A 13,414-nucleotide genomic window follows, 5' to 3' on the forward strand; every position below is an offset into this window, starting at 1 on the left:
TGGCAACGAAGCCAGTATTTAATTAACAACAAATGGCCTCAAATAGTTGTTACCGCTCCACAATTTTCCAGGAGCCTGTACACAAACAGGCGCCGCCCATAATTGGAACGACGCCTGTATAGTCCGGTACCCGAAGTACAGAAAATTGGGGTATTAGTTGGATGAAGAATGATACGCTTTCATAAAAGTATCGTAGGCTTCCCTGGTCCAGTGCTGATAGTCTTCCAGGTTTATACCCAGCCGGTCGTCGCGCTCCACTTCCTTGTACTCCCGGCTATCCCAATAGCCTCTGGCCAGTGACTGAATATGCCGCGCCACTACTGCCGGCTCATCTTCATAATCGGCTGGATAACTTTTATAATTACCTGTCGCCAATTGCTGAATTTCATGTTTTACTGCATCCTTACTTTGCTTAGCCATGGTTAAAATTTTTTGATTCTTAGCTGGTGAATCAAAAATGGTTCCTCCATGGCCAACCGAGCCTGTTTTTTAAGGTTTCTTTAACTTAACGAATTGTTAAGGCTTCACAGCATAATAGATTTGATCAGCGCGTTGCCGCCTGTTCCCCACTTCCCCATCACCTTGGTAATGGCCTCCCTGATTCCTTTGCTATCAACCGGTTTGCCTTTAACCGGAGGTGTTAGCGATGTTTCTTTTATATCATCTACCAACACTTTGGTGGCAAACCAGGTAATATGCTCATGCGGTAGCGCCACTCCCAATATCATCCCGGGTAAGCCGGAAAAGGACTCAGGACCACCCGATGGCACAATAGCATCTGTATAAAATGCCACCACATATACCGAATCCATGATCAGCGCATTCGCCCGCCGGCAGTCAAACCCTGCAATTTTGCGGGTTTCATCCGTGATCTTCCAGTTGATCTTCCTCACCGAATCCTTCACCAAATAGATCTGCTCGAATACTTTTTTCTGAGATATACTCTGCATACTGTCTAACCGGGTATACACAATGTTCTCCTCCGCCGGCCCATCGCCCCAGATAGACTTTTTAGTATCTGTATTCTCCCTTCCCGGCTTGTACAGCGCTACATTCCCGGAAAAAGAATAATCGAAATAACTCACCTGATACTGACTCATGCCTTTCTTTATAGCATCACTCCAGGAATCATCTTCTCCCTTATTCTGCTCATCCATACGGGCATAAGCATTCACCCGCTTTTCAAATTCGATACGCCCCGATTGCAGAAACATGCCCTGCTGCGCTTTCAGCGATAAAGCTGTCAATATAACGATAACGAATACACTAATTCTTTTCATATCGATTATTCTTTAGCGGATCCGGGACCCAGTTTGTTGAAATTCCAGATAAACGACAACATAGCATACCGGCCAATAGTACTCTGCGTAGTTTGCGTGATAGTATTGGTATTAACCGACCGCTGGAAACCTATGTTCTGATTTAATATGTCATTTACAGCAAGATTGATCTGCACCAGTTCTTTCTTACCAAATTTCTTCGCCACGAAAGCATTTAATATGGCTGCATTGTTGTTGCCAGTGAATATTTTTGTTTTCTGACGGATGTTATAGTTCATATCTGCATGCAGCTGAATATGTGCAGGAAGAGAAACATCCCCGCTGGGGTTGATATTGAAGGTCCAATATTGGGTGGTCAGGCTGTTATCAACAGAGGAAACGCTGTGATTATAATTTGTGCCCATATCAAGACTAACATCATATTTCTTCTCAACGTATTTGCCTATCCAGTAGCCCAAACCTACATCCGTTGCGCGCGTTATATTCTCCAGGCCATTTACGAAGTTTACATTCCGGTTCAATCCGCCATTCATGCGTACACCTACCCTGGTGTCAATAGGCGCAATTTTCCAGTTAGTGTTGAGATAGAGCCGGGCATTCCTGTTCCCGTTCACATTCACTGCCTGCGATGTACGTTTACCCGACGCATCCACTATACTACGGTCGCTGATCGCATTGCTGGTCGACTGATAGTTAAAGCTTACCCAGTAACCATTTCCGGACATCACTTTGTATTCTGAATAGCTGACATTGAAACTATTGTTGAAGGAAGGCTTCAATTCAGGGTTACCAATTATGATATTCAGGGGATCGTCATTCACCTGTATAGGCTGTATCTGATTCATACTCGGCTGCTGGGTATTCCCGTTATAGTTGAACGACAACCGGCGCTGCTGCGACAAGCTATAACGAAAACTTGCCCTCGGATACCAGTTCACAAAGCTCCGCTCCATCTTGCGATCACGGAACATATCTTTCTGGTTATAATCCGTGAAACCAACATTACTGCCTATGTTAACCTTTAATTTATCCTTTGAGAAATTATAGGTAAGCCCTCCTTTATGCGTCAGTACATTAAAAGCATAATCGTTACTGTACAATGAATCGAGCGATGAATATTTCCCATCCGTTCCCCTGTTGAAGGAGCTCCGGTTAGAATGATTGTTGTTCACAATCACGCCATAGTTAAATGCCAGGGAAGACGCCTTGGACAACGGTTCTGTATAAGTAAGATTAGTGACGAGGTTGACACTCTCATTATTGGTTTTCTTGGCCTGATCTATCTTCTGTGTAGAATCTATTATTCCTTTACCGTAATAGTCTGTAAGGGCATACAGGTTACCATCTCCGTTTGTACGATTATAGTTTTCTGCGATATCTAATGATATCGTTCTGCCTTTCTTTTTCAATTTCTTTTTCCAAAGCATATTGGAGTTAAAGCCTCCGATATCTGATGCGGAAGAAGTATTCCGGCTATTGGCGTTGATCAACTGATCATTCAGCTGCATATTGCTGGAGGTGTTCATCTGCGAGATCTTATGATCAATACTCCCGTCGACCGACAGCTTGATAGATGAAGAAGAATCCACCTGTATTTCATAGCTGCCGTTCAAACGGTTCCTGAAAATGCTGTTTTTGAAGCTTTCGTTCGACCTGTTATAATAAGTCTTATCCGGCAATATATTCTGCGACAGGGTTTGCTTGTTGCCATCCACATATAACTGCATGATCTTATAATTGGCATTCATATTCTGCCGGTCACGGTCCCACTTGTTATTGTAATGCAGCCCTCCGGTTTGTACCAGCGGATAGCCATCACCGTTAAACCTGCCGTCCCAGCGGTCCAGGTCGTCGCCGCTATAAGAAAACATCATATCACCATCATCCGTCACCGACATTTCTCCGCTTCCGGACCCGAATTTTTCCCGATCGCCCCAGTCGAGTCCTATCTTACCGGTATTGGAAGCAATTCCAAAAACCGAGAATTTCTTCTTGCCCTTGAATAAATTGAACATTGCCTGATTTTCATGAAATCCGTCGGGGCCTGCTCCCAGCGCCAGTTTACCGAAATACCCTTTCTTCTTATCTTCTTTCAGTTGTATATTAATGGTCTTTGTTTTCTGCCCATCATCTATCCCGGTAAAATTGGACTGATCGCTCTTTTTGTCGTACAGCTGAACCTTATCCACCATATCAGCCCGTAGGTTCTTGGTTACCAGGGTAGGGTCATCACCAAAAAACTCTTCCCCGTCTACCAGTACTTTCTTTACAGTTTCCCCCTGTGCAGTAATCTGTCCTTTACTATCTACCTGTATCCCCGGCAATTTCTTCAACAGATCCTCTACCGAGGCATTGGCAGCGGTTTTGAAGCTGGCAGCATTGAATTCAGTGGTATCCCCCTTCATTTTGATAGCAGCTACTTTCTGCTGAATCACCACTTCCTGTAATAATCTTGATCGCTGGGTCAGGATAACTTTTCCCAATTGTACTGCCGAAGTATCTGATAACGTTAACGGCTCTACGTAATCAGCAAAGGAAGGATGGCTGATCATGATTACATACTTTCCAGCCCGCAGCCCCTTCAGCTCAAAATGCCCTTTCTCATCACTGCGGGTGAACTTGTATAGAATAGAATCTTTCGCTTGTAAAAGCGCTATCACTGTGTTGTGTAACTGTACCTGGTTTAGTGTATCTCTCACATTTCCTTTAACGACCGCCTGTTGGGCTGTACACAAATGGGCCAGGAACATAGACAAAATAATCGCGTAAATTTTTTTCATTGTGGATTCTACAGGTTAGTTGTACAGATGCAACGGAATTAAAATTCCATAATAAAATTTGAATTTTATTTGAGGTGAATGATAAACATCTGTTAAATGATAGCCTAGTTATCATGTAGGGAAAGCATGGAATAAAAATTTCCGGTTTCGGGGGCATTGACATAGAAGAGCAAAAAACGTATTTTAGCCCTTAGCCTTGGTTGTCATTAAAAACTAACAGCTAAAGACTAAACGCTAAAATCACGTTATGCATCAACTACGAAGCAGCAATTGGTTTGCCCGCGATGGCAAGGACGGCTTTATTTACAGGGCCTGGTTAAAAAAGCAGGGAATTCCGGCTTATGAGCTGGAAGGGAAACCCATTATAGGTATTTGCAACACCTGGTCGGAGCTCACACCGTGTAATTCCCATTTCCGGGAGCTGGCAGAGTCCGTAAAAAGAGGAATCCTGGAAGCTGGTGGTTATCCGCTGGAGTTCCCGGTAATGTCATTAGGCGAAACGCTGATCAAACCTACAGCCATGCTTTACCGCAACCTGGTAAGTATGGATGTGGAAGAATCTATCCGTGCCAACCCGCTCGATGGTGTAGTGCTCCTGTGCGGTTGCGACAAAACCACTCCGGCGCTGGTGATGGGCGCCTGTAGTGTGAATCTCCCTACTATTGTGGTTTCCGGCGGCCCAATGCTTACGGGTAAACATCGGGGCCATAGTATCAGCACCAGCGATGTATGGCGCTTCAGTGAAGATCTTCGCGCCGGACGCATGACACAGGAAGAACTGGCGATGGCGGAAGCAGGCATGTGCCGCAGCGATGGCCATTGCGCCGTGATGGGCACCGCCTCTACCATGGCTTGTATGGTGGAATCCCTGGGGCTTTCATTACCACAGAATGCCGCCATTCCTGCCCCCGATGCAGCCCGCAAAGTGCTGGCTCACTTCTCGGGGATTGAGATTGTAAAAATGGTCCGGGAAAACCGGCGTCTTTCTGATATACTTACCAGGCAGGCATTTGAAAACGCGATCCGTGTTAACGCCGCCATCGGAGGATCTACCAATTTTGTTATTCATCTGCTGGCCATTGCCGGCCGCATGGGCGTGGAATTGCAGCTACAGGATATGGACACTTTCTCCGTCGATATCCCGCTTATAGCTAACCTACAGCCTTCCGGCAGTTATTTTATGGAAGACATGTACTACGCAGGAGGTCTTCCGGCGGTCATCAATGCGTTACTCGATCATCTGCATAAAGAGGCAATCACGGTGAATGGTAAAACCATCGGCGCCAATTACGCACATGCGCAGAGCTATAATAAAGAGGTGATCAGTTCCCTGCAGGAGCCCTTCAATGCGGTTTCCGGAATTGTTGTGCTGAAAGGAAATATCTGCGAACAGGGAGCCGTTATCAAACCTTCCGCTGCCAGTCCCCACCTGATGCAGCATACCGGTAAAGCAGTTGTTTTTGAAGATATTGATGATTACAAAAAGCGGATCGATGATCCTAACCTGGAAGTAGATGAAAACAGTGTGCTTGTACTCAAAAACGTAGGGCCTAAAGGCTATCCCGGGATGCCCGAAGTGGGTAACCTCGGCCTGCCGGCCAAATTGCTGGCCAAAGGAATCACCGATATGGTGCGCATTTCCGACGGCCGTATGAGCGGTACCGGCTTTGGTACGGTTGTGCTGCATGTTTCTCCGGAAGCCGCTGCCGGCGGCAACCTGGCCATCCTTCGCGATGGCGATGTTATTACGCTGGATGTACACGAACGCCGCTTGTTTGCTGATATTTCGGAAGATGAGATCGCACGCCGTAAACAAGCGTGGCAGCCATCTTATCCGCAGTCCACCCGTGGTTATGTACAACTTTACCAGCAACACGTGGAGCAATCGCATCTTGGCGCTGACCTCGACTTTCTGAAAGGCAGCTCCGGCAGCGAAGTTACAAGGGATTCACACTAAAATTATCAATGGAAAAATCTACGTTATGACATTCAGCAAGAAAGTAGCCATCGTTACCGGCGCAGGACAGGGCATAGGATTCGAGATCTGCAGACAACTGGCTACCCGTGGCGCCACCGTGATACTGAACGATATCGACAAAACGCTGGCAGACAACGCTGCCAATGAACTCTCCGGGCTCACCGGGCAGTGTATTTCCATGCCAGGCGATTCCAGCGATGTTACCTTCATTCAACAAATGGTTCATACAGCTGTTACGGAATACGGAAGCCTTGATGTAGTCATTGCCAATGCCGGCATTACATTGTTCGGCGACTTCTTCACTTACACACCCGAATCATTTAACCGGGTGATGCAGGTGAACCTGGGCGGCACTTTTTTCCTCGCCCAGGCTGCCGCCAATCAGATGAAGCAACAGTCCCGCGGCGGCGCCATCCTTTTCACTTCCTCTGTTACGGGGCATCAGGCGCATAAAGATCTTGCTGCATACGGCATGAGTAAAGCCGCACTTGAAATGCTTGCCAAAAACCTGGTGATTGAATTATCGCCGTTCAGGATCACGGTAAATACCATCGCGCCCGGCGCTACGCTTACCGAACGCACACTGGACGATCCCTCCTACGAGAAAACCTGGTCAACGCTAACGCCTATGGGACGTCCGGCATATACCACAGATATCGCCAATGCGGCGCTGTTCCTCGTTTCCGACCAGGCCAGGCATATCACCGGCCAAAGCCTGATCATCGATGGCGGATGGACGAGCATCAGCCCTTCGCCATTCTGATATTACTGCACTGTGATCAGTTCCAGTAATTCCTTTGCACTGAGCTTGCCCGACCGGTCGCTGCCTTCCAGCAGCCGGTCGGCCAGGTCTCTTTTGCTATTGTGCAACGCTATAATCTTTTCCTCAATCGTATGTTGCGCAACCAACCGATAGATAGTGACCGGCCGTGTTTGTCCTATGCGGTGCGCCCTGTCGGATGCCTGCTCTTCTGTAGCCGGGTTCCACCACGGATCCATGTGGATCACATAATCCGCTGCCGTCAGGTTCAGGCCTTGCCCTCCTGCTTTCAGACTGATAAGGAACAACTGCCCCTCTCCTGCCTGAAAGGCTTTCACCAGCTTATCGCGCTGTGGTAATGATGTGCTGCCATCCAGGTAAAGGTAGCTGATACCCATCTGGTCCAGCGCGGCAGCTACCAGGTGAAGATGCTTAACAAACTGGCTGAACACCAGCGCCCGGTGGTTATTGGATATCAACTCTCCGGCGATTTCCCGGAATGCCGTTAGTTTGGAAGACAGCAAATCCGTTTCGCCATCCACCAGCACCGGATTGCAGGCAGCCATTCTGAGGCGCCCTATTTCTGCCAGTGCACGGATCCGTTGTTGCGCAACATTGCCCTCCTGCGTGCGGATGTTTTCCAGTGCCGTTCTGCGCAAAGCTTCATAAAAAGCTGCCTCGTCGGGCGACAGGCTCACCATTCTGGTGATCTCTGTTTTCTGCGGTAGTTCGTCCAGCACCGAGGTTTTGGTACGGCGCAATATAAATGGCGCTATCAGTTTCCGAAGATGCGCTTTCACAGCGCTTTCGGGGTTACGGATAGAAGGGAATACAAACTGCTTGTTGAAATGTTCCAGCGTGCCCAGCAATCCGGGATTGAGGAAATTGAACAACGTCCATATCTCTCCCATATGATTTTGTATAGGCGTTCCTGTTAGCATGAGTCTGAAATCGCCTTGCAGCGACATGGCTGCCTTAGCAGTTTTCGTCTGGAAATTCTTGATCATGTGTGCTTCGTCCAGCACGAGGGTATGCCACTTCACTGCCGATAACAGGGTTTCTTCCACCTGCAACAATCCGTAGGTGGTTACCAGTACATCAAAAGCACCGGCTTTGCGGATGAGTGCTGCACGCCGGCCCCCTTGCAGGGTGATCACGTTGAGAGAAGGCGCAAACTTATGTATTTCATCGCACCAGTTGCTCATCACAGAAGCCGGGCAAATCACCAGTGCCGGCCCATTGCCGGCGCGCTGAAGCAATATGGTAATCGCCTGTATGGTTTTTCCCAGCCCCATATCATCGGCCAGGCAGGCGCCTGCCCCCCAGGCTGCCAGGTGTGCCATCCAGCGAAATCCGTCTTCCTGATAAGGGCGCAGCGTTGTTTGCAGTGTAACCGGTACAGCCGGCACCTGTTCCATCGCCGCCAGACGCTTTTGGGCAAAGGCTTTCCAGGCATCGTCGGTAGTTACGCTGCCCGCCTGTTCCACCAGCTCATCGAGCATAGGCACCGCATAGTAGGGAATACGAACGCCACTACGATCTATCTGGGCTGCGCTGCCCATTTCGTTCAGCCGTTTACGTAAGTTACCCGTCAGCGCCAGGAATTCGCCATTCCGCAGCTCAATAAAACGCTGCTTCACGATGCGGCCGGTATCCAGCAGGTCCTTCAGTGCGAGCACAGTATGCTCATCCACCTTTAGCTCACCGGTGCACTGGAACCAGTGGTCTTTTTCCAACAGGGAGAAATGCAGGTCCGGAAATCCTGCCGTTTGCTTTAGTTTATACCGCTCCCCTTCGGGCCATTCGGCGCGTACGATTTCCGGATGTTCCCGGATTACCTCCAGCAGGAAAAGGCAGTCCTGCGGATCCTCGAAAATGATGGCATCGTCGGTTACTCCCTGCGTAACCATTGCCTGAATCAGTTGCAGCAGCATATCCAGGTGCATCCGTTCTTTCTCAAGATCGCGAATGGCCTGCCAGCGTTCACCGTTGCTGATACCGATGATATTGTGAGCACCTGTACCAGGCTTACAATAAGGAGGATCGGACGTAAAGGGTTTTACATAGATGGAAGCCTTCAGGCCTTCTCCCAGCGGCGACAGCTGAATAACGATCCTGCTGTCGGCAGGGCGTTTACTGAGATTGGCGGCAATTTCCCCCATATCCGCGTGAATGGTAAGATGAGCGCCCAGGCTCTTCAGTGCCTGTACCAGTTTATCTTTCCCGGCGGCGGGCACCAGCGGAATCTGTTGCAGCGTTTGCAGCAGCCTGCGTTGCTGCTGACTAAGCTGTATGATCTTCAACCGGAAGGATCCTTCCTTCACAAAAACAGTTTCGCTGACAAAGTCACTTATATTGGCACTAAACGTATAGCCGTGAGCGGTACTGTTCACGCTCAATTCTGGCTGCGCCCGGATGATTTCCACCGGCTGGGCCGGATCATCTGCCGAAAACAGCAGCGGATGGCCGGCAATTTCTTCCCACACATTTTCCGCGAATGTATACATCTCACCCTGACCATAATGATAGTGCTCTTTTTGTACGGTGGCTCCTATTCTCAGGTCCTGCTCCGTCATTGCTTCGGCCTTTCCTTCTTTCAGCCGTTTCAGTGCCACATTTCTTCCGCCGCTCCAGGCGCTGCCGCCCTGCGAGGTTTGCACTACCGGCTGTATCCGGTAGTGGTCGAGGTCTACGAGGTAGATCAGGCGATGTACCAGCTCGTTCTTTGCTTTCCTTCCCGTAGGCTGATCGGCCCCCAGCAATGAGTTTAGCAGCCGCTCCCAGTCGGGCGTCCGCTCTGCCAGCGAAAATACCGGCGGGTGGCCGGCGATGGCTTCCGCCTCCTGGAAGGCACGCTGATAGCCCTGGTAATCATCGTCGTGAAACAGGTATAAATATTCGTAGGTCAGTAACCGGTAGCCATGCAACATAGCCGTGTTCAGCCAGCCAGCCGCGGCTGCACCGTAGGTGCGCAGCAGCCTGCTTTTAGGATACAACAGCTGCAACACCAGGATAGCGAGGAATCCGGGCAGCTGTTCTTCCTTACTTTCCAACAGCAGCTGCAGGAGGCTTTCGCCTTTTTCTCTGCGTCCCGCATGCAGATGCAGCAAAGCAACAGCCGGCGCCAGATGAGGGGGCAGTTTTCGTTCATACGCTGCCGTTATTTTCGTGATCAGCGGATTCACCTGGTCGCCCGGAAGTATGGAAAGTGTATAAGCGTAGTAGAAAGCAAACAAGGGCGACAGTGGCAGCGTATTCTTTTTATCGTACTGCCGTTGACGTTTGATCCCTTTCTCAAACAAAGGTAAGGCCTTCGCCGGCTGGCCGCTGTAGAGCGTCTGCACCGCCTGCGCGTACCAGTCGTCCGCAGTGAATTCCGCAACAGGTATGTTAAACCGCAACTGCAGCAGCTCCAGCTCCGGAAAGCTGACATCATATTGCCGGCGGAATCGCTCCAATGTGTCCACCGGCGGCATTTTCAGCAGATTGGATTTCAGTGCGTATATCGCAATTTTATCTATACTATCGGGCGAAAAATATTGCAGTAATCCTTCATAAGCCGGAAAATAAAGCAGGTACATCAGGTAGGGCTGGTATTCCTCCAACTCCAGTTCCAGCTTTTTCACCGGCGCCAGTATAAGTGAACGGTCGCCGGTAAACCACGCCACCAGTAACTGCTGCAGATCCTGCATGCGGACGTTGAAGCTGTAAAAGCTCAGTCCCCTGTAACGGACGTTTGCCAGCAGTTCCAGGTATGCCGGCTTTACAATGTTTTGTGGAAACAGGGTGAAGTTCATCTCGGGCACCAGCGAATAACTTCCCGTTACCTGCTTTACAGCAAGCCCGGCATCACACAAATGCTTCAGAATAGCACTAATCCGGGTGCCCTTTACTTCCATCACCCGGTTCACCGCATCCGTAATGGTATATGTTTCCAGCGGATACAGGTAGAGCGACATGATATCCATTACCAATCTGCTATCCTTTCCATCTTGTTCGTATTGCTGCTGGTAAAAATGCTCATTGACCATAGTAACAAAATAAGGAAAAATATTTCTTTCAGCAGGCAACCTTCCGCATGGTTTGTACGAACTATTGACCAGATTCTTTATTAAATCCATTCACATGAATCGTATACAAATCACTTTACTGGCATCGATGATGCTGATGGGAACCACTATGTTCTGTGCCTGCAGCGGCAGCAGGAACAATTCAGACAACCCGGCCCCCAAACCCGTCGTACAATTGAGTAACAGCGCAACACTGGGAAGTTATCTTACTGATGGAAGCGGCAATACTTTGTACTATTTCTCAAACGACTTTAACGGCAGCAACAATTGTAGCGGAGGATGTGCTGCAGTATGGCCTGTTTACTATGCAGGAGCAACACTTACACAGGCCATGCTGGGCACCGGCCTTGATATCAAAGACTTCACCACCATTACCACCAGTGATGGCAAACAACAGACTGCCTACAAGGGCTGGCCTCTCTATTATTTCGCTCCTTCTGTAAATGGCAGTAATGTGAGAGAAGCGCCAGGCGAAACAAAAGGAGAAGCGGTGGGCAATGTATGGTTTGTAGCCAAACCCGATTATACCATTCAGCTGATCAATGCGCAGCTGGTGGGAGCAGATGGAAAAAACTATCTCTCTAATTACACGCCCGGCACCGGCAAAACGCTCTACTTCACTGATGGCAGGGGGGCAACGTTATACGTTTTCAGCAAAGACAGCATCAACACCAATAAATTCACTAAGCCTGATTTCTCCAACAACGCCGTATGGCCTATCTATGAAACCGATCAGATTGTAGTACCCTCTGTTCTTGATAAAACCCAGTTTGGTTCTATCATGGTTTACGGCAAAAAACAGCTTACCTACAAAGGCTGGCCTCTGTACTACTTTGGTCAGGATGCAGGCATGAGAGGCTCCAACAAAGGCGTAAGCGTACCAGTGCCCGGTGTGTGGCCGGTGGCAGTGAAGTAAGCATACCTAATTCTCTCTTCTGCTTTCTACGGTATAAACAAAACTATCCGCCCGGTAGTAGCCAAGGTTATATTCTATCGGGCGGTTGCCCTGGTCGTACACAAAACGTTTGCGGAAAAGGATGGGATCACCTGACTCCAGTTCTAGTTTGGCGGCAACGAATTTATCGGCCGATTTTGCGCTGATTTCTTCTTTGGAAAGCGTGGCTACTGTCTGGTAATCTTTTTCCAGGATGTCGTACAACGGGCGTTTGAAATCTTCTTCGCCTGTTAGCCCAATGCGGGGATGGAAGTAAGAGATGAAATATACAAAGGGGCCTTCCGGCTTCCCTCTTAGGCGTTCCAGCTTCAGTACTTTTTTGTCGTGGCTGATCTCGAAAAAATTAGCGATGGCTTCGTCCGGCAAAACCCAGGTAACATGTAGTTCGAAGTTACGTATCGTAATGCCCCTGGCGGTCATTTCCTGGGTGAAGCTGAGCCAGTTCTTAGATTTGGAGCTGATGGCCGTTTCGGCCACTTTAGTGCCCACCCCTTTCTTGCGGGTCAGTAATCCTTCATAAACCAGTTTATTCAGTGCATGCCTGAGTGTAGATCTGGAAATAGCCAGTTGTTTAGCCATCTGCACTTCATTGGGCAGAAATTTTCCGCCGGCGTATTGCGGATCTTTTATCATGTTCCTCAGCAGGTTCTCTGCCTGAATGTGAAGTGGTAAGGGGTTCTTATGATCTATACTCAGGTTCATGCGTGCAAAACAACTGGAAATTAATAACAAAACCAATATTTTCCCGGGAGTATGTATGGTTTCTGTACATGGCGCAATCGATGGAAGTTTTTCACATTCATCAATTCATATCTATGTAATTGTATTTGAATGTATAGATTATAAAATATTGGCTAGAAAAATTTATTGTTAAAAACTTTTCTTGCAATAATAAATTTATGTTTATATGTTTGTACATGAACATTCAGGGGGAACACGTTATGAAAACACTTTTTTCCATCATTCCCGTTATTGCAGGTTTTACCTTGTCTGTTTTACGTACGGAAAGGGTGTGTGGTCATTTATCAATGGTTCTTTACAGGTATTACCGCAGGACACTATAAAAGATATGCTCCTGCTGTTTTTCCGGATGCAGGGTGATGATGGCAATATACCTGATGGCGTTATCCGCGAAAACAAGGCCCATGGAGGTTATCAGTACCATCGCAACCAACTGGCTCCAGGATGGGCAGCTCATAAAAACACTGTGGAAACTGACTTGGAATCTTCATTGATACAGGCAGTTCATAAATATGTTTTGGCTACCGGCGATAAGGGTATCCTTTTTTTTGCCCTTAGTGATAAAACGATTTTGCAGCGCATGGAGCTGGAAGGATGATACAGGCACTAATTAAAAACGGATTTATACAGGAGGCAGTTGAAGAGGTAAACCCAATGATTAAACGCGTCATTGCTCACAACGGCTTCTTCGAATGGTATGAGGTGAAATCAGGCACTCCGAAAGGCTCCGGCGATTTCCGGGGAGAAGCAGGGGTATTGCCTGATGTCATCTTTCTGCTAAAAAAATGGGCAACTAATCAACAGCAACAGACGAGTAAACAAAACAACAGCAAACTTGTTATTTAAATCG

The 13,414-nt window shown here is 48.3% G+C and carries 10 protein-coding genes; 5 read left to right on the plus strand and 5 right to left on the minus strand.

All coding sequences use genetic code 11. The features are described from left to right. Nucleotides 1-153 precede the first annotated feature (153 nt). From UNH61_RS20800 to UNH61_RS20810, 3 genes are all read right to left on the minus strand, one after another. Nucleotides 154-420, minus strand: a complete 267-nt coding sequence (locus UNH61_RS20800; RefSeq protein ID WP_326993926.1) for a hypothetical protein — start codon at nt 418-420, stop codon at nt 154-156. Nucleotides 421-524: 104 nt separating this feature from the next. Then, nucleotides 525-1,280, minus strand: coding sequence for a GLPGLI family protein (locus UNH61_RS20805; protein WP_326993927.1), 756 nt, complete (start codon nt 1,278-1,280; stop codon nt 525-527). A 5-nt stretch (nt 1,281-1,285) separates the two neighbouring features. Beyond that, nucleotides 1,286-4,060, minus strand: coding sequence for an outer membrane beta-barrel protein (locus tag UNH61_RS20810; RefSeq protein WP_326993928.1), 2,775 nt, complete (start codon nt 4,058-4,060; stop codon nt 1,286-1,288). 247 nt (nt 4,061-4,307) lie between these two features. On the opposite strand from UNH61_RS20810, the gene UNH61_RS20815 reads away from it, so the two are divergent. Both UNH61_RS20815 and UNH61_RS20820 read left to right on the plus strand, forming a co-directional pair. After that, nucleotides 4,308-6,017 (plus strand): IlvD/Edd family dehydratase, encoded by a 1,710-nt coding sequence (locus UNH61_RS20815; protein WP_326993929.1) that lies wholly within the window; start codon nt 4,308-4,310, stop codon nt 6,015-6,017. Nucleotides 6,018-6,042: 25 nt separating this feature from the next. Further along, the gene (locus UNH61_RS20820) at nt 6,043-6,801 is read left to right on the plus strand and encodes an SDR family oxidoreductase (RefSeq protein WP_326993930.1); all 759 of its coding nucleotides are present in this window, start codon (nt 6,043-6,045) and stop codon (nt 6,799-6,801) included. A gap of 2 nt (nt 6,802-6,803) precedes the next feature. Here UNH61_RS20820 and UNH61_RS20825 read toward each other — a convergent pair whose 3' ends face one another. Next, nucleotides 6,804-10,829 (minus strand): DEAD/DEAH box helicase, encoded by a 4,026-nt coding sequence (locus tag UNH61_RS20825; RefSeq protein ID WP_326993931.1) that lies wholly within the window; start codon nt 10,827-10,829, stop codon nt 6,804-6,806. 94 nt (nt 10,830-10,923) lie between these two features. Here UNH61_RS20825 and UNH61_RS20830 point away from each other — a divergent pair, with 94 nt between their 5' ends. Next, nucleotides 10,924-11,784, plus strand: a complete 861-nt coding sequence (locus UNH61_RS20830; protein WP_326993932.1) for a hypothetical protein — start codon at nt 10,924-10,926, stop codon at nt 11,782-11,784. 6 nt (nt 11,785-11,790) lie between these two features. On the opposite strand, the gene UNH61_RS20835 is transcribed toward UNH61_RS20830, so the two are convergent. Continuing rightward, nucleotides 11,791-12,555: a GntR family transcriptional regulator gene (locus UNH61_RS20835; RefSeq protein WP_326993933.1), complete on the minus strand. Its 765-nt coding sequence runs from the start codon at nt 12,553-12,555 to the stop codon at nt 11,791-11,793. Between the two features lie 175 nt (nt 12,556-12,730). Here UNH61_RS20835 and UNH61_RS20840 point away from each other — a divergent pair, with 175 nt between their 5' ends. Together UNH61_RS20840 and UNH61_RS20845 are read left to right on the plus strand one after the other, a co-directional pair. Further along, nucleotides 12,731-13,162: a hypothetical protein gene (locus UNH61_RS20840; RefSeq protein ID WP_326993934.1), complete on the plus strand. Its 432-nt coding sequence runs from the start codon at nt 12,731-12,733 to the stop codon at nt 13,160-13,162. Between the two features lie 56 nt (nt 13,163-13,218). Beyond that, nucleotides 13,219-13,410 (plus strand): hypothetical protein, encoded by a 192-nt coding sequence (locus UNH61_RS20845; protein ID WP_326993935.1) that lies wholly within the window; start codon nt 13,219-13,221, stop codon nt 13,408-13,410. The last annotated feature ends 4 nt before the right edge of the window (nt 13,411-13,414 follow it).

Origin of the sequence: Chitinophaga sp. 180180018-3, from assembly GCF_037893185.1 — a bacterium.
Taxonomy (GTDB): domain Bacteria; phylum Bacteroidota; class Bacteroidia; order Chitinophagales; family Chitinophagaceae; genus Chitinophaga.